The organism is Xylanibacter rarus, assembly GCF_001275135.1.
Classification (GTDB): Bacteria; Bacteroidota; Bacteroidia; order Bacteroidales; family Bacteroidaceae; genus Prevotella; species Prevotella rara.
Map to the genome: position 1 here is coordinate 20195 of NZ_LFQU01000006.1, position 16870 is coordinate 37064.

Annotated in this window: 15 protein-coding genes and 1 pseudogene; 6 read left to right on the forward strand and 10 right to left on the reverse strand. The window is 52.2% G+C overall.

Translation table 11 applies throughout. The features are described 5' to 3' along the window. Nucleotides 1-120: 120 nt before the first annotated feature. Together ACU52_RS04710 and ACU52_RS04715 are read left to right on the forward strand one after the other, a co-directional pair. Nucleotides 121-1143 (forward strand): electron transfer flavoprotein subunit alpha/FixB family protein, encoded by a 1023-nt coding sequence (locus tag ACU52_RS04710; RefSeq protein ID WP_021855678.1) that lies wholly within the window; start codon nt 121-123, stop codon nt 1141-1143. A 157-nt stretch (nt 1144-1300) separates the two neighbouring features. Further along, entirely contained in the window at nt 1301-3031 is a 1731-nt protein-coding gene (locus ACU52_RS04715) for an acyl-CoA dehydrogenase family protein (protein ID WP_053397942.1), read from the forward strand. 561 nt (nt 3032-3592) lie between these two features. Here ACU52_RS04715 and ACU52_RS04720 read toward each other — a convergent pair. Continuing rightward, nucleotides 3593-4129: a hypothetical protein gene (locus tag ACU52_RS04720; RefSeq protein WP_147630772.1), complete on the reverse strand. Its 537-nt coding sequence runs from the start codon at nt 4127-4129 to the stop codon at nt 3593-3595. 295 nt (nt 4130-4424) lie between these two features. Between ACU52_RS04720 and ACU52_RS04725 the strand changes: the two genes are divergently transcribed. Continuing rightward, entirely contained in the window at nt 4425-4799 is a 375-nt protein-coding gene (locus ACU52_RS04725) for a transposase (protein WP_053397995.1), read from the forward strand. Then, nucleotides 4796-5725, forward strand: coding sequence for an IS3 family transposase (locus ACU52_RS04730; protein WP_162207748.1), 930 nt, complete (start codon nt 4796-4798; stop codon nt 5723-5725). Before ACU52_RS04725 ends, ACU52_RS04730 begins: the two co-directional genes overlap by 4 nt. A gap of 438 nt (nt 5726-6163) precedes the next feature. Here the strand turns inward: ACU52_RS04730 and ACU52_RS04735 are convergent, their stop codons facing one another. The 6 genes from ACU52_RS04735 to ACU52_RS15020 form a co-directional block, all read right to left on the reverse strand. Further along, nucleotides 6164-7102, reverse strand: a complete 939-nt coding sequence (locus tag ACU52_RS04735; RefSeq protein ID WP_053397944.1) for a HipA domain-containing protein — start codon at nt 7100-7102, stop codon at nt 6164-6166. A gap of 97 nt (nt 7103-7199) precedes the next feature. After that, on the reverse strand, nt 7200-7544 hold the full coding sequence (locus ACU52_RS04740; protein ID WP_021855682.1) for a HipA N-terminal domain-containing protein: 345 nt from the start codon (nt 7542-7544) through the stop codon (nt 7200-7202). 89 nt (nt 7545-7633) lie between these two features. After that, complete coding sequence (locus ACU52_RS04745; protein WP_021855683.1) at nt 7634-7855, reverse strand: helix-turn-helix transcriptional regulator; 222 nt, start codon at nt 7853-7855, stop codon at nt 7634-7636. Nucleotides 7856-8052: 197 nt separating this feature from the next. Beyond that, nucleotides 8053-9348: a D-alanyl-D-alanine carboxypeptidase/D-alanyl-D-alanine endopeptidase gene (dacB, locus tag ACU52_RS04750; protein WP_053397945.1), complete on the reverse strand. Its 1296-nt coding sequence runs from the start codon at nt 9346-9348 to the stop codon at nt 8053-8055. Continuing rightward, nucleotides 9332-9760, reverse strand: a complete 429-nt coding sequence (locus tag ACU52_RS04755) for a PH domain-containing protein (RefSeq protein WP_021855685.1) — start codon at nt 9758-9760, stop codon at nt 9332-9334. Before ACU52_RS04755 ends, dacB begins: the two co-directional genes overlap by 17 nt. After that, complete coding sequence (locus ACU52_RS15020) at nt 9757-9924, reverse strand: hypothetical protein (protein ID WP_156316885.1); 168 nt, start codon at nt 9922-9924, stop codon at nt 9757-9759. Before ACU52_RS15020 ends, ACU52_RS04755 begins: the two co-directional genes overlap by 4 nt. Nucleotides 9925-10061: 137 nt before the next feature. On the opposite strand from ACU52_RS15020, the gene nadB reads away from it, so the two are divergent. Both nadB and ACU52_RS04770 read left to right on the forward strand, forming a co-directional pair. Continuing rightward, the gene (nadB, locus tag ACU52_RS04760; RefSeq protein ID WP_021855687.1) at nt 10062-11657 is read left to right on the forward strand and encodes an L-aspartate oxidase; all 1596 of its coding nucleotides are present in this window, start codon (nt 10062-10064) and stop codon (nt 11655-11657) included. A gap of 754 nt (nt 11658-12411) precedes the next feature. Then, nucleotides 12412-12954 (forward strand): TlpA family protein disulfide reductase, encoded by a 543-nt coding sequence (locus ACU52_RS04770; protein ID WP_021855688.1) that lies wholly within the window; start codon nt 12412-12414, stop codon nt 12952-12954. Here ACU52_RS04770 and ACU52_RS04775 read toward each other — a convergent pair. The 3 genes and pseudogenes from ACU52_RS04775 to ACU52_RS04785 form a co-directional block, all read right to left on the reverse strand. Then, nucleotides 12941-14452, reverse strand: a complete 1512-nt coding sequence (locus tag ACU52_RS04775; RefSeq protein ID WP_053397948.1) for an alkaline phosphatase family protein — start codon at nt 14450-14452, stop codon at nt 12941-12943. The genes ACU52_RS04770 and ACU52_RS04775 overlap by 14 nt on opposite strands. A 143-nt stretch (nt 14453-14595) precedes the next feature. Next, nucleotides 14596-15666 (reverse strand): butyrate kinase, encoded by a 1071-nt coding sequence (gene buk, locus ACU52_RS04780; RefSeq protein WP_053397949.1) that lies wholly within the window; start codon nt 15664-15666, stop codon nt 14596-14598. Nucleotides 15667-15769: 103 nt separating this feature from the next. Next, nucleotides 15770-16684 (reverse strand): annotated as a pseudogene (locus ACU52_RS04785) (phosphate acyltransferase). Nucleotides 16685-16870: the final 186 nt, after the last annotated feature.

Below are 16870 nucleotides of genomic sequence, written 5' to 3' on the forward strand. Positions count from 1 at the left end.
TGCGGAACTGCCCGCGGCACATGTCTTCCGCCGCCTTAACGGCAACTGCGGACGCATGATGCCACAGAAATGCACAAGGACACGTTCCCGGTTTTCTTTCACAAATAAAGCAAGTAAATTATGAATAACGTTTTTGTTTATTGCGAAATAGAGGGTACTGCCGTTGCCGAAGTATCTCAAGAATTACTCACCAAAGGACGCAAGCTGGCCAACCAGCTCGGTGTTGAGCTCAACGCCGTGGTTGCCGGTACAGGCATCAAGGGCAAAGTGGAAAGCCAGATACTGCCCTACGGCGTCGACAAGCTGTTTGTATTCGACGCAGAAGGACTGTTCCCCTACACATCCGCACCGCATACATCTATCCTGGTAAATCTGTTCAAGGAAGAACAGCCGCAGATTTGCCTCATGGGAGCAACCGTAATAGGCCGCGACCTCGGTCCGCGCGTATCGTCATCTCTCACAAGCGGACTCACCGCAGACTGCACACAGCTCGAGATTGGCGACTACGACGACAAAAAGACAGGCAAGCACTATGAGAACCTCCTGTATCAGATACGCCCCGCTTTCGGCGGAAACATCGTTGCCACTATCGTCAACCCTGACCACCGTCCGCAGATGGCTACAGTGCGCGAGGGCGTGATGAAGCGCGAGATTCTCGACGAGAACTACAAGGGCGAGGTGGTTTATGCCGACGTTGCGAAGTATGTTCCCACAACCGACTATATCGTAAAGGTTATCGACCGCCATGTTGAGAAGGCTAAGAACAACCTTAAAGGCGCACCCATCGTTGTTGCCGGAGGCTACGGCGTAGGCAGCAAGGAAGGCTTCGACATGCTGTTCAAGCTGGCAAAGGAACTTCACGGAGAGGTTGGAGCAAGCCGCGCCGCTGTTGACGCAGGCTTCGTTGACCACGACAGACAGATCGGACAGACCGGTGTAACCGTTCATCCTAAAGTATATATCGCCTGCGGTATCTCAGGCCAGATACAGCACATAGCCGGCATGCAGGACTCAGGCATCATCATCTCGGTGAACAACGACCCCGACGCTCCTATCAACCAGATTGCCGACTACGTAATCGTAGGCAACGTTGAAGACGTGGTTCCGAAACTCATCAAGTATTACAAGCAGAACAGCAAATAATCAAATAAACCGGGAGTTGAACCTCACAGCCACAAGCCGGCACAGCATGCCCTACGCATCGCGACAGCCGGCGCACGGCGGCAGACACAAGGCAAGGCCCTGACACGACGCCAGCCGTAACACAGCTCCCATTTATCTCATAAAAAGAATAACAACAATGGCAAACTATTATACAGACCATCCTGAGTTTGAGTTTCACCTCAACCATCCTTTAATGAAAAGGATTGTCGAACTGAAGGAGCGCAACTTCGCCGACAAGGATGAATATGCAGACGCACCTGTTGACTATCAGGACGCTTTGGAGAATTATAAAAGAGTGCTTGAGATTACAGGCGACATTGCTGCCAACGTGCTCGAGCCCAACAGTGAGGAAGTAGACCTCGAGGGTCCGCACCTCGTTGACGGACGCATGCACTACGCATCGAAGACCTACGAGAACCTTGACGTTACACGCAAGGCAGGACTCTGGGGCATATCAATGCCTCGCCGCTACGGCGGCCTCAACATGCCGGTTACGCCATACTCTATGGCTTCTGAGATTGTTGCCGCAGCCGACGCCGGCTTCCAGAACATATGGAGCCTTCAGGACTGCATAGAGACTCTCTATGAGTTCGGCAACGAGGAGCAGCGCCAGAAGTATATTCCGCGTGTCTGCGCAGGCGAGACAATGAGTATGGACCTCACCGAGCCCGACGCAGGTTCCGACCTGCAGCGCGTAATGCTCAAGGCTACATACAGCGAGGAAGAAGGCTGCTGGCTGCTCAACGGCGTAAAGCGCTTCATCACCAACGGCGACTCTGACATCCACCTCGTTCTGGCAAGAAGCGAAGCCGGCACACACGACGGCCGCGGACTGTCAATGTTTATCTATGACAAGCGTCAGGGCGGCGTAACAGTGCGCCACATTGAGAACAAGCTGGGTATCCACGGCTCACCTACCTGCGAGCTTGTATACAAGAACGCCAAGGCTGAGCTTTGCGGAAGCACACGCATGGGTCTTATCAAATATGTAATGGCACTTATGAACGGCGCACGTCTGGGCATCGCAGCACAGAGCGTGGGCGTAAGCCAGGCTGCATACAACGAGGCTCTTGCATACGCCAAGGAACGCAAGCAGTTTGACAAGGCCATCATTAACTTCCCGGCCGTATACGACATGCTGGCACGCATGAAGGCAAAACTCGACGCCGGACGCAGCATTCTGTATCAGACAGCACGCTACGTTGACCTCTACAAGGCTCTCGAGGACATCTCGAAGGAGCGCAAGCTCACACCTGAGGAGCGCCAGGAGATGAAGACCTACACACGTCTGGCAGACGCATTCACACCGCTGGCAAAGGGTATGAACTCTGAATATGTAAACCAGAACGCCTACGACGCAATACAGGTTCACGGCGGTTCGGGCTTCATCATGGAGTATAAGAGCCAGCGCCTCTACCGCGACGCACGTATCTTCTCTATCTACGAGGGTACGACGCAGCTGCAGGTGGTTGCCGCTATACGCTACATCACCAACGGAACTTACCTCTCTATCATCAAGGAGATGCTGGCTGAAGAGGTTGCCGAAGAGCTGAAGCCGCTGCAGATACGCGTTGCCAAGATGACAGAACTCTATGAGCAGGCCGTAAACTATGTTAAGGAGGCCGGCAACCAGGAGGTTCAGGACTTCCTTGCACGCCGTCTGTACGAGATGACCGGCGACATAATCATGTCACTGCTCATATTGAGCGACGCCACACGTGCTCCTCACCTCTTCACAAAGAGCGCCAACGTATATGTACGCCATGCTGAGGCTGAGGTGATTGGCCACTCTGCTTATGTAAAGAGCTTCATCGAGGAAGACTTGGTAAACTTCCGAACAGTTGAGGAGAAAGCCGCAGAGGAATAAACAATGAACAAACGAAAAGACATGAAGACGGTCTCGGCAAAGATATCTGAAAGTCTTTTTATTTGATACGTTACGATGCGTAACAACAACAGCCAGGCACATACGGAACCGGTTTCCGCTATGTGCCTGGCTTCGTTTTTACCATATTCTGTTATCTGCCATATAACAATCTGCCCGACTTATGCTGCCGCTCGCTGCCAGGCAGAATGACAGAAAAACTTTTTCTTAAAAAACTCGTCACTCGTCACAACCGGCCTTAACATGCAGAATATCAGCAAGATGCAGTGTGACGAGTTGAATTGTCAACTCATCACAACTCGTCACATGACGCTTTTTCGCCCCCAAAACCGGCCATCATAAATCAGCATTGTTGCGGTATGTTTCCGGCAGAGAATGCTGACCACGACACGAAAGGCAGACGGCAAGACGACAACAGAAAAGAATAGAACGGCTTAGAGCATATATGTGTCTATAGGATAAAATCACATTCGGGCAATGAACGGTTGACGGTTAAACGAGCTGCACCACACTACGAAAGTTTCAGGCACGTCCGCATGACGCTCATTTCCACACCTGCCATCCGTCTACAAGACTGAACAGACGGCCGAGCGACTTGCTGTATGCCGCCGGATAATGCAGCGCATAGACAAACCATACATTGTCGCCCTTGACATATTTTGCATAATAACGGAATCCGTCGATGAGCATCCCGTCCTCATAAAGCGGCGACGACACCACAAAACTGTTACCCCTGCGGCGGCATGAGTCGGCCTTCATGGCAGAGGCTATCGAGTCCATATACTCCCTAAAGCCGCGCTCCTTTCTGTCGTAGACCACGTAGCACTCTATCGTGAGCTGCCAGAAGTCGAAGCGCGAGCATCCGAAATAGCGGCCGGTGGTGTCGTTGTTCTTTACGAATATGTCGGGATAACGTGCCACGAAGCCAAAGTCGCGGTCTTTATATTCTGCAAGCGGCGCCACGTTGAGCCGCTCCATGAGCCGCCGTTCCATGTCGGGCATATCGTCCTTGCGGTCAAGGGCGTCTATGCCGAAAGCCAAAGCCGTGAGCAAGATGGCAAAAACAAGTATCTTTCGCATAATGCTTAAATCTGAACTATCCGGGTTGTTATATTGCGCAAGCATGCTGCCGCTGCTGCCGGACATTCAGTCTGCATGCCGAAGGCACACATACCGACGGCTGAGCGGCAGCAGCCCGGCGCAAGCTGTGGCAACTATGCAAAAGTAACGATTTGGCTTTTTTGCAGTGAAAAAACTTACTGACATTTGTCTGACATTTCACGGATAACGCCCCGAAATGAATGTCAGACAGCAAAGACTGTCTTGTCCTGGCAAAAGTTGACACATTTATGAACAATAAAAAATGTGTAAAACAATGCGAAAGAGTCCAACAAAGTACAGCGATGAGTTCAAATTGAGCGTCCTTCGTGAGTATTACTCGTCAGGCATGAGCAAGCGCAAGTGTGCAAAGAAGTATGGCCTGTGTAATCCGACGTTATTGTCGTCATGGCTGTCAAAGTATGGGGATAAAACCTTATCTTTGCCGTCGGAAGAAGAATACGACGGCATGGCAAGACGCAGCAAAGAGGAATACAGGGATGAGAACGCGGCCCTGCGCAAGCGCGTGCGCGAGTTGGAGAAAGCGCTTGCGTACTCACGTTTGGAGACGGAGGCGCGCGACGTGATGATAGACATCGCCGAGCGTGAGTATGAAATATCCATAAGAAAAAAACATGGGGCCAAGCAGTGACGGAACTGGTCAGCGGACGCGGCGTGGAAGTCTCGTCCGCGTGCCGTCTGTTTGGCCGCAGCCGCCAGGCCTACTACCGGTTGCGGGCCTGCGGCGTGAAGCCCTCTTTGAGCGAGCGCAGCATATTGGAGAAGGTGGACGCCATACGCTCGGAGGCCCCTGGCATAGGCTGCCGCAAGCTGTGGCTGATGCTCTGCTCTGTCTTCGGCCGCGAACGTATGCCCGGCCGCGACCGCTTCTTCCGCCTGCTCCGCCGTCGTGGCCTCGTGCTGGCGCGTCCGAAGCCCCGCCGCACGACCGACTCGAACCACCGCTACCACAAGTGGAAGAACCTGGTTCGCGGCTTCACGCCCACCGCCGCGAACCAGCTGTGGGTGGCCGACATAACCTACATACCACTCGAATGCGGTAGCACGTGCTACCTGCACTTGGTCACCGATGCCTACTCGCACAAGGTCGTAGGCCACAAGGTCTCGCCGTCGCTGCGCGCCTCGGAGTCGCTCGACGCCCTCAGGCAGGCCATAGCCCATGCCGTGGCGGTGCGCGGCACGGACCGTCTTGACGGCCTCGTCCACCACTCCGACCGCGGGGTGCAGTACTGCTGCGACGCCTACATCGGCGAGCTGGGGCGACACGGCATATCGGTGAGCATGACCGAGGACTACAACCCCACCGACAACGCCGTGGCCGAGCGCGTCAACGGCATAATAAAGCAGGAGGCCGTAAACCGCCGGCGCGCCTTCGCCGACATAGCCACGGCCGGCGAGGTCATCGGAAGGTACATCGACTTTTACAACACGCGCAGGCCCCACATGAGCATCGGCAACAACACCCCGGAGACGGCGCACGCCGGGAGCGGCGAACAAAAACGGCTGTGGAAAAGGAAAAAAAAGGTGGGGCATGGAGAAAATGACAATGGAAGATAGTATCTTTGCTGCGATTTTGTCAGGCGGCCCCGCGGGGCCGCCTGACAAAGACCGGGAATGTAAAGTAAAGCGGCACATTTCCCGATGCGATGTCAACCATTCCAGTACCTCTATCCAGAGTGTGTAAAATAATGTAGTTTATTTAAACAAAAACTGTCAACCTATTTCAGGAAAAGACAGACCGGGAACACCCGCTTTGCAAAAGGCCATCTTTCGGCATGCAAAAGGGCACCTTTTACATGCTAAAAAGCCGTCTTTCGGAAGGTGAAAGACGGCCTTTTGTAACGTGCTGAATATGTGTAGGTTACGAAAGACATAAGCAACGGCGATATGATGCGGCAAGAGCATCAAGCAGGCATGGCTGCATCAGCCCACCGGCCAAGCCCAACCGGCGATATGCATCTGCCTCAGCAGCTACCGCCAAGCCCTGAGATTATCCTATTTCAGCATTATTATGCGGCGCAGGATGAGCGTCTTATACTGATGCTTCATGTCTTCCGGCAGGAACGACATGTCGATAAGCTCAAACCACTTAGGCAACACACGGCTGAACTTGCGCGCCATGTTCTCTATCACCTTCTCCTCAATGCCCGACGAAGCTATCGACTTTATGAAGTCGGCCTTGCGCAGCTTGCGCTTCTTTCCGTTGAGCGTCAGAGCCAGTTCCTCGGTGTCCTCGGGCATTACGAGGGCCGTTGAGAGCATGTCGTAAGCCGGAGTGAGCGTATACGAGCCGTCCATGGCGTTGTAAAGCGAGAAGTTTTTCAGGTGCATGTCGGCGTTGCCCGTTATCCATGAGAAGACAACAACCTCCCAGAAGTTTACCACATCGAGCTTCGGCGTGGCCGAATATTTCTTTATCGCCTTGGCTATCTGCTCGTAAGAGCCTTTATATTTATACTCGGTAAGCCTCTCCGTCAGCTGGCACATATCCTCCATCGGTATCTTGTGCCCGTCGGCCGTGCGGTCTATTCGCCTTGTTATGTAGCACAGCTCGCCGTCGCTGAAGCGTATAAGGCTATGCGGAACGACGGTAATCTTGGCAGCCTCGGCCAGATGCATCGTCAGGTCTTCAAGCTCGGGCAGCGCGCGGTATGTGGTGGTCTGAGGCTTCAGGATGAAGCGTCCCCACAGGCCAACGATGGTAAAGCGGTCGGGCTCGTTCCTGCCTCCGCGGTCGATGTCGAGCGAGAGCTTTGCCTGCACACCCGTAAGCGTAGTCTGACTGCGCACCACCTGACGTGCCAGGTCGCCCAGCTGCGCCCTGACATAAGGCAATGAAGGCGCATTGCGCGTGCCGAAAAACTTGCGGGCACAAGCCGGATGAAAGTCGGTCTGCCCCTCCTTCAACTCCTTGTAACAATAAAGACACCTCATGGTTAATTCATAATTATTAATTCATAATTCATAATTGGATAAACAAAAGAACACCGAGAAAGAGGATTTAAATTTTTAATTTTTACCTTTTAATTTTTCATTCTTCCCGTTCTTCTTCCTTGTCGTCCTGTTCCGGCACCACGCTCACAGCCCCTATGCAGTCCTTGCAGCAGGCAAGAAGCAGCGACATGCGGTCGCGCTGGTTTATCTTCCAGCTCTTCTCGGCAATGTTGAGGAGCCATCCCTCAGGAATAAGTCCGTCGAAAAACGGAAACAGCACGGTGTCGTGATAAGGCTTGTCGGTAAGCGGCAGCGTAAGGCTGACGGCCTCCGCCCCGTCGGAAGCAAGAAAGTCTGGGTCGTACAAGAACGTAAATCCGTTCTCGTCTTCAGTGAGTCGCCCTGCCAGACGGTCGTAAAGATATACTATCGCTGTTTTCATAGGCACAAGGTTTTAGTCTGTAAGGAATAAAAAACACGGAGACAAACACGCCATACGGCCATGCCCCGCATAACGGCACACGGCACAGCCTACTCATGTTCGCGCCCGGAGCGTATCTCCACGGCACCCACCTGTCGGCCAAAAAGGCTCAGCACCTGGTTCACTTTGTCCATGCGCAAGGTCTGCTTGCCCTGCTCCAGCTCACGGACAAAGCGCAGACCAACGCCCGACTTGTCGGCCAGGTCTACCTGAGTGAGGTTAAACTTCTTTCGCATTTCTTTAACAAAATCTGCTATCAGTCTGTCGTCCATTTTATACCCGTTTGGGTACAAATATACAAAAGAAATATAACAATTATACCTTTTAGGGTATAATTTTATTAATTTTATCTCATATTACACCCTATCGGGTATAAACATAAGTAATATTACCAAACTTTTTATTAAATAAAATTAGGCATAAAAACTAAAAAGGCAGGCTAGCCATGACGGACTAGCCTGCCTTATGGTCAAGGACGGCACAGCGCCTCGCACACGCGGTCTTGAAAACGGCGGCCCGAAGACGAGTGTCTTATGCCCATGTTGATTATCGAGAAGCACAGCACATGGCCGTTGGCAGCCGTGCAATAGCCCGCAAGGGCACTCACACCGGTAACGGTTCCGGTCTTGGCATGCACGTTGCCGCGAGCATATCCACGCAGCATGCGGTCGTCGAGCGTGCCGTCAACGCCGGCCACAGGCATGAGTTCGCGCAGCGGCTCATATATCTTTTTATGCTTATAGGCATATTTCAGGAATGCCACCTCAAGCTCGGGCGACACATAATTATACAGAGACAGGCCGCTACCGTCGGCAATGTAATACTTTGAAGGCTTGAATCCGAGCTGCTGAATCAGCCGGTTCATAACCTGGCGGCCCTGCTTAGCCGTGGCAGGAGCATAAGAACCGGAAGACGCTGCCAGATGATAGAACACCGATTCGGAATAAAGATTGTCGCTCTTTTTCATCATGCGGATCATCACGTCGCCAATAGCCCGCTCAACGGTGCATATCCTGCGGGCGTTGCCGGGCGTGCGGCATGAGCGCACGCTGCCGTCTACGACGATGCCTGCCCTGTCAAGCTTCTTTCTGAACGACTCCACGAATTCGTCCTTTCGCGATACAAGCAGCGGCGATAGCACGGGGTTGTCGTCGTCCCAGCACCATCCCTCGCCGAGGCGGTCGTCGTCTTTCATGGAGAAATCGGCACAGATGTCGCCTGCAATAGTGTCGATGCCAAGACTCTTCAGGCTGTCTACGAAGTCGTTAAGGTCGGACGTTGTGAACGCAGGGTCAAAGTCGCCCTTGCAATAAATATCACCCCTGAGCACACAGCTGTCTATCGTACCTGAATAAGAAAGCGTGGTCTTATACTTATAGCCATAGCCCAGCCTGTCGAGCGCGGCCACAGCCACCATCATCTTCAGCGAGCTTGCCGGACGCATAAGCTGCCGCGCGTTGTGGCAGAATATAGCCGAGTCGGCCGTAAGGTCGTACACCATAATGCCCACTGTCGACGTCTCGAACATGTCGTTCTCAAGAAGCGAGCCTATCCTTGCCTTTACATTTGCCGGCCAGGGCAGGTCTTCTTCGGATATAACGGTGTCGGCGTCGGCCGTATCTTCGTCATTAACAGCGTATGCCGCCATGCTTCCGCGCCCGCTTGCCGCGCCTGCCATGCCCGTAACAGACACCATGGCAACCAGCATCAAGGCAAAAAATAGCTTTATTGCAGATTCTGTATTTCTGTTATTCTTTATCTTCATCTTTATTAATGTTTAAGCTTATGCGCTCCTGCCGGTCTCTCACCTCGCGCATGAAGGCCTCCTCATTGACCGGCTGCACAGTGGTTTCATGGCCTGCGCCATACTCTATAAGGATGTATCTCACGCCAAGCAGACCGGGCCTGACCACCCTCATGCGGATAATCTCGTTGACGGGGACAGACAGGCTGCGCGAAAAGCGGCCGCGGCTGATGATCAGCCGTCCGTCGGACGTGAGCACATAGACCGTATGTATTATCCTCTCTATCATCAGGACGACGACACCCATAAGCAAAAAGCCCACAAGGGCATTGACGGCAGAGCGGTGCCATAGAGAATATATGGCTGCCCCTGCAACTACAGCTATGCACGTGTAATTGAGCCACGACGCACGATAATGGAAAGAACGGTTCACTGAAACACTGTTTTTAAATATTTGCCGTATGGCAGAATGCCCTTGCCGGTCTTACGGCACGAAAGCAGCGCATCGGCAGACAACACGCCTGCGGGCGACAAAAGCGCGCCGACGAAGCCGGCAGACAGGCCACACGGACCACCAACATCTATTTTTTTGACCATGCAAAGGTAGCTATTTTATCATTAAAAGTGGCATTTTGATGTTTTAAAGTAACCTTATATATGTCAAAAATAGAAATCAGGCACACTCAATTTCAAAAATTCTTATTACTTTTGCAAATGTTTTATAATATATCTTTATGGTATTCAAATACGACTTTTTGATTATCGGCGCAGGAGTTGCCGGTATGAGCTATGCCCTTAAAATTGCAAGAGCACACAAAGGCAAGATATGTATTATTTGCAAAACTACACTTGACGAGGCAAACACAGCGTTTGCCCAAGGCGGCGTAGCGTCAGTAACCAACCTCAAGGTGGACAACTTTGAAAAGCACATTGAGGACACAATGATTGCGGGTGACTACATAAGCGACCGCAAGGCTGTGGAGCAAGTTGTAAGAAACGCGCCGGCGCAAATAGCAGAACTCGTCAAATGGGGAGTGAACTTCGACAAGAAAGAGAACGGAGAGTTTGACCTTCACCGCGAGGGAGGACACTCTGAGTTCCGTATCCTTCACCATGCCGACGACACGGGAGCCGAGATACAGAGAGGCCTGATGGAGGCTGTGAGGAACACGCCGGAGATAGAAATAAAGGAAAATCACTTTGCGGTAGAGATTATAACGCAACACCATATGGGCATCGAGGTGACAAGACGCACACCAGACATTGAGTGCTACGGTGCCTACGTGCTGAATCCTGACACAGAGAAGGTGGACACTTACCTGAGCAAGGTTACGCTTATGTGTACGGGAGGATGCGGAGCCGTGTACCAGTCGACCACCAACCCGATTATATCTACGGGCGACGGCGAGGCCATGGTATACCGCGCAAAGGGAACAGTGCAGGACATGGAGTTCGTACAGTTCCACCCGACAGCGCTCTATCATCCCGGAGAGACTCATCCGGCATACCTCATCACCGAGGCAATGCGCGGCTACGGAGGCATACTGAGGCTGCCTAACGGCGAGTCGTTCATGGAGAAATACGACAAGCGCCTGTCGCTTGCGCCACGCGACATCGTTGCACGCGCTATAGACAAGGAGATGAAGATTCACGGACTTGACCACGTATGCCTTGACGTTACGCACAAGGACGCAGAGGAAACCAAGCATCACTTCCCCAACATCTACCAGAAGTGTCTGTCGATAGGCATTGACATCACAAAAGACTATATACCCGTAAGACCTGCAGCCCACTATATGTGCGGAGGCATCAAGGTTGACCTCAACGGCGAATCGAGCATACACCGCCTGTATGCCATAGGCGAATGCTCATGCACCGGACTGCACGGAGGCAACCGCCTGGCAAGCAACTCGCTGATTGAGGCCGTTGTATATGCCGACGCTGCAGCACGCCACTGCCTCGAGCATGTTGACGAATACAGCTTCAACACGCAGATTCCTGAGTGGAACGACGAGGGAACGATGACCAACGAGGAGAAGGTTCTCATAACACAGAGCGTAAAGGAGGTTGGCCAGACCATGAGCAACTACGTGGGCATAGTAAGAAGTAACCTGCGACTGAAGCGCGCATGGGACCGCCTCGACCTGCTGTATGAGGAGACCGAAGCCCTGTTTAAGCGCGTAAAGGCAAGCCGCGACATCTGCGAGCTGCGCAACATGATCAACGTGGGCTACCTGATTACGCGCCAAGCAATAGAGCGCAAGGAGTGCCGCGGACTTCACTACACGATAGACTATCCGCTCCACGCCTACGACAACAAGAAAGACTGACAAGCCGAGGGCTTTGCTGCCTGCGCGAGGAAAGCTGTCTGAACGCCGGACGCAAGCCTGAAACTGATGATAAAACAGACAAGAGTCTGCCGCCCTTAACTTACGGACGGCAGACTTTTTTTGTGCCTTTTCGCATGGTAGGCAAGGCGGGTAATTATGTACAGAGTTTTCTGTAATCTGGAAGACGGACTTCAAACGGATGTTAATTTAATACCGACTAAAGTCCCATTTCATTAACTTACGTTCACAAAATCGGCATAAAATAGCCAACGAACCATCAGTTTTGCACACTGAAAGCAGTGAATTTGTGCCATGATTTGTGCCGTTTTGCATCATGAAAGCTATGCTTTTGGCATACAAAAGGCCACGTTTTGCATTCTCAAGCCATACGCATAATCGTACATTTAAGCATAACCATCTGATAAGCAAGACGTTACATAGAACATTAAAAAATTGGAGTTTTTCATCCGAAACCATGCTTTTGCCAAGAGCATGGGCATTCTGAGAGCGTCAAAATCAAAAAGTTTTCTGTTTGCAATGCCACAAAACACGACAAGCGTAACCTGCCCGGAAAGGCTGAGGCGCATACGGCCAGGCACAGAAAAACCGTCAGACAGCATTAAGTTGTAAGCCCTGCGGCTTGCAGAAGTGACATAAATATCTTATTTTTGCAGACAGAGACACATGTTAAACCTTGCGGCAGGCTACGGCACACACCAACAGGCCGGCCGGCAAAAACAAAAGACACGGCAACATGAACAACACTTTGATAATCAAGCTGACTGCATTTCTGACGGCACTGCTATGCATGGCTTCATGCACGGTAGGCGGAGACGACGACAACGAATACGGAAAAGGAATGCTGGAAGAAGGCACCATTGCCCCCGACTTCATGATATACACCGACAGCCGGCCCGAGGGCTTCGCGCTCAGCTCGCTGCGCGGACAGTATGTTCTGATAGAGTTTTGGGCGTCGTGGTGTCCCGACTGCCAGAAAGAAACCGAAAACATGAAGCAGATGTATGCCACTTATGCTCCGCAGGGCGTGGTGTTTGTTGGCGTTTCGTTCGACACCGACAGAGACCAGTGGCAGCAGTATATCAGCGAGAACGGCCTTAGCTGGATTCAGTTCAGCGAATTAAAGCCGTGGAAAGAGAGTTCTATTTCCACGGCTTATAACGTCAGGTGGATTCCCACCTTATATCTTATCGACAAAGACGGCCGCGTGGTGCTTGGCACGGTCAGCGTGGCCGAGATGAGCAGCAGGCTCGCCGCCCTTGGTCTTAGCGGTCAGTAACGGCTGTAACAGGACTGCCGATGCTGCCGTTAGGGATCTGTATGTCTATCATGGCGCACACCGTAGGCACGATGTCTGTCATCCACACTCTTTCGTGAGTCTCGCCCGGCTCTACGTGCCATCCCATCAGCAGGAACGGAATGTGCGCGTCGTAGGGGTTCCATGTACCGTGAGTTGTTCCGCCGTCAATCTTCTCTCCATACACATCATAGTTGGCCGGCTGCACTATCAGCTGTATGTCGCCGCTGCGCATGCGGTTGTATCCGTTGATAATCTTCTCGCGGATAAGTGCAGGAACCGTTGCATCCGACACGTGCTCAAGGTCAACCACATAAGCAAACATCGGGTCTTTCTTCAGCCACTCAATGGCAGCCTTCTTAACGTCGTCAAGACTTACCGCCATAGCCTCAACGGCCTCATGGTTGATAAACACCTTGTAGCTGTCTATGCAGCGCACCAGACTGGTCTTTGAGCCGAACTTGTTCATGAGATACGCGTCAAGTTCCTTCTCAACCTTCGGCACTACAAAGCCGTCGGCAGGAATGCCGTGTTCGCGCGACAGCTGTATGCTGTTGGCAGCTCCGTGGTCGGCCATGAGGAACACGAGATACTGGTCCTTGCCTACATTCTGGTCGAGATAGCCGAACAGGTCGGCCAGACGCTTGTCGAGGTCAACATAAATCTCACGCGTCTTGTCGCTGTGAGTGCCATACTTATGGCCTATCATGTCTGTGCAAGAGAAGCTTACGGCAAGCAGGTCGGTTACATTGTCGCCGCCGAGCTGCTCTCCTGCCACGGCAGCCTTGGCCATTTCCTCAGTTATCTTGTTGCCGAGCGGCGTGTAGCATATCTGGTCTTTCGTCACCTTGCCGATGCTCTTGTTATAGTCAACGGCCCACTTCGGCAGTTCTTTCATATAGTAGGTGCTGCTTATGAAGGTGCCTGTTGAATAGTCAATCCAGTAAGCTCCGTCGGCAGCATGTCCTGCAGGGAGTATTGCGGCGCGGTCTTTGAGCGACACGCCGATGACTTTTGCCTTAAAGTCGGTGGCTATTTTAAGCTCGTCTCCGATGGTGGTTGTGAGCATGTTGCGGGGCGACATCTTGCCCTCAGCCGACTTGCTGCCTACTGTACTGACGGTTGAGTCGGAGCAGCAGTACACCATCTTGCCGTTCAGCAGGAAGTTGTTGCCTGCTATTCCGTGTATGGCAGGCACGGTGCCGGTGTATATCGACGCATGGCCAACTGCCGTTATCGAGGGCACATAGTTTATCATCGTGTTCTCACAACTGAAACCCTCGTTCATAAGACGCCTGAATCCGCCTTCGCCAAACATGTCGTAATAACGGTAAAGATAGTCCCAGCGCATCTGGTCAACAACAATTCCCACAACGAGTTTCGGCCTGTCGGCTCCCGCAGCCAACGCTCTGGCGCTGCCAAAGGCCGTGAACATCAACACCGCCGCAACGGCATTAGCAAGTAAAGAAAATCTTTTCATCTTTTGTGTATATTAATTACAGTTTGTTCAGGGTGCTAAATTAACAACACCGGTTTACACGAATGTTTCACCGGTGTTACAATTAAGCTACGCAGCACCACACAAAGTGCGGTGCTGCGTATATGCTAATAAGTAAAATTCTGTTACAGATCCTCGCCCGTGTACTCGAGCAGCGGCAGCGTTCCCCTGAGTGCTCCGAGGGCGTTGTAGGCAAGAGAGCCCATCTCGTCCTCGCCCGGACAGATAACCACAGGAGCTATATATTCTACCTGTGCCTTCAGTCTGTCGGTGCAATAAGTGTCGTAGGCAATGCCGCCGGTAAAGATTATGGCGTCCACCTTTCCTACAAGGGCCACATGCATGGCGCCTATCTGCTTGGCGATGGTGTAGAGCATGGCGTCTACAACTTTCTTGGCGTGCTCGTCGCCTTCCTCCACATTGCGCGAGATTGTTATCATGTCGTTGGTGCCGAGATAAGCCGTGAGACCTCCGCGGCCGCTTATCATCTGCTTGATCTGCTTCTGTGTGTATTCTCCGCTGAAGCACATCGCAACGAGCTGGCCTGCCGGAAGCGTGCCCGCACGCTCTGTTGAGAAAGGTCCTTCGCCGTCGAGGGCGTTGTTTACGTCGATCACCTTGCCCTTGCGGTGCGCACCAATAGAGATTCCTCCGCCAAGATGCACGACGATGAGGTTAAGGTCTTCATACTTGCGGCCTATCGAAGCGGCGTATCTTCTCGCAACAGCCTTCTGGTTGAGGGCGTGGAACACCGACTTGCGCTCCATGCCGGGAATGCCCGTGAAGCGTGCTTCGGGACAAAGCTCGTCGACAACTACCGGGTCGGCTATATATGCCGGACAAGAGCAGCGCACGGCAATCTCGTCTGCAATGAGCGCTCCGAGGTTGCAGGCATGCTCCATCTGAGCATGTATGAGGTCGTGCTTCATCTTGTCGTTGACGGCATAAACGCCTCCCTTAAGAGGCTTCAGCAGTCCGCCGCGTCCGATAACGGCGTCGAACTTCAGCTCGATGCCGGCCTCCTCAAGACACTTGAGGATGAAATCACGACGATATTCGTATTGGTCACTGATATGATGGAATGCGGCAAGCTCGCTCACCGGATGGTGTGCACCGGTCATCCATACAGACTTTTCGTCTTCATAAACAGCAAGTTTAGTTGACGTAGAGCCAGGGTTTATTACAAAAATTTTCATTCAAGACAAATTGTATAAATGATAAGTTAAAGAACAATTATCTATGGCATGGCCGCCAGAGGCAGCCACGCTCACATGGAAATGTTTTTGCCCTGAGGGCGCGTCAGCCAAGTATGCCTGTGCAGGCAAGAGCCAGACTGTAATATTTTGACTCGCACGAGTCGGCACGTGAAGCAACAACAACGGGCACTGTTGTACCGCAGAGTATGCCTGCCGTCTCGGCTTTTGCAAACAATGTGATTGTCTTATAGAAGACGTTGCCCGACTCGATATTGGGGAATATCAGCACGTCGGCATTGCCCACAACGGGCGAAGTTATGCCCTTGATGCTTCCGCTGTCGGCATCGCATGCCGTCTTGACATCCATCGGGCCTCCCAGACACACGTCGCCGTACTCGCCTGCCTCTGCACGCTTCTTCAGTTCTTCGTAGCAGATTGTGTGAGGGAACTTCTCGTTCACCTTCTCTGTGCAGTTGATAAGAGCCACGTTAGGACGGCTTACGCCCATGTGGCGGCTTGCGCTGACGGTGTAACGCAGTATGGCGTCAAACTGATCGAGAGTAGGACGCGGAACCACTGCTGCGTCTGAGAACACGATAAGCTTGCGGTAGCTCGGTATCTGGGCAATAGTTATATGGCTCAATACTCTGCCAGGCTCAAGCAGTCCGTGCTCTTTATTAAGAATGGCGCGTAAAAGGTTATCGGTGTTGAGCGTGCCCTTCATGAGCACGGCAGCCTGACCCTCCCTGACAAGATCCACAGCCTTATAGGCCGCATCGTCGGGAGTAGGCTCCAGATACACCTCTACATGTCCCTCATACATCGAGCGGAGACGCTCGAACTCGGGTTTACACTCACCTGCACACACCAACAAGAAGTCGGCAATTCCTTCCTTAAGACATCGTCCTACTACATATTCAGTGTGAGAGTCGGCCGGGCAGACTACTGCCACACGCTTTCAGTTAGTAACAGAACACTGACGGCTGACAATGTCGTCAAAATTTTGTATTGATTCCATAGCGAATAAGATTTGAGTATATAGACTGATTTTGCGGGCATGAACAGACTCACGGACTGTCATTAACTGCACAAATCGCCTTGTTTTGTGCAAAGATAGTGTTTCAACGGCAAACTTCAAAATAATTAGAGCAATAATAATGCGTTTTAAAGAATTTTAGACCAATCAATACGAAAAATGCGGTGT

What these genes read in the sequence shown, in the direction of transcription:
- ACU52_RS04735 (WP_053397944.1), bottom strand. Translation starts at nt 7,102, where the DNA reads ATGAGGTGTCTTTATTGTTACAAGGAGTTGAAGGAGGGGCAGACCGAC.
- ACU52_RS04715 (WP_053397942.1), top strand. Translation starts at nt 1,301, where the DNA reads ATGGCAAACTATTATACAGACCATCCTGAGTTTGAGTTTCACCTCAAC.
- ACU52_RS04720 (WP_147630772.1), bottom strand. Translation starts at nt 4,129, where the DNA reads ATGCGAAAGATACTTGTTTTTGCCATCTTGCTCACGGCTTTGGCTTTC.
- ACU52_RS04710 (WP_021855678.1), top strand. Translation starts at nt 121, where the DNA reads ATGAATAACGTTTTTGTTTATTGCGAAATAGAGGGTACTGCCGTTGCC.
- ACU52_RS15020 (WP_156316885.1), bottom strand. Translation starts at nt 9,924, where the DNA reads ATGGTCAAAAAAATAGATGTTGGTGGTCCGTGTGGCCTGTCTGCCGGC.
- ACU52_RS04745 (WP_021855683.1), bottom strand. Translation starts at nt 7,855, where the DNA reads ATGGACGACAGACTGATAGCAGATTTTGTTAAAGAAATGCGAAAGAAG.
- ACU52_RS04770 (WP_021855688.1), top strand. Translation starts at nt 12,412, where the DNA reads ATGAACAACACTTTGATAATCAAGCTGACTGCATTTCTGACGGCACTG.
- buk (WP_053397949.1), bottom strand. Translation starts at nt 15,666, where the DNA reads ATGAAAATTTTTGTAATAAACCCTGGCTCTACGTCAACTAAACTTGCT.
- ACU52_RS04725 (WP_053397995.1), top strand. Translation starts at nt 4,425, where the DNA reads ATGCGAAAGAGTCCAACAAAGTACAGCGATGAGTTCAAATTGAGCGTC.
- ACU52_RS04740 (WP_021855682.1), bottom strand. Translation starts at nt 7,544, where the DNA reads ATGAAAACAGCGATAGTATATCTTTACGACCGTCTGGCAGGGCGACTC.
- nadB (WP_021855687.1), top strand. Translation starts at nt 10,062, where the DNA reads ATGGTATTCAAATACGACTTTTTGATTATCGGCGCAGGAGTTGCCGGT.
- dacB (WP_053397945.1), bottom strand. Translation starts at nt 9,348, where the DNA reads ATGAAGATAAAGAATAACAGAAATACAGAATCTGCAATAAAGCTATTT.
- ACU52_RS04775 (WP_053397948.1), bottom strand. Translation starts at nt 14,452, where the DNA reads ATGAAAAGATTTTCTTTACTTGCTAATGCCGTTGCGGCGGTGTTGATG.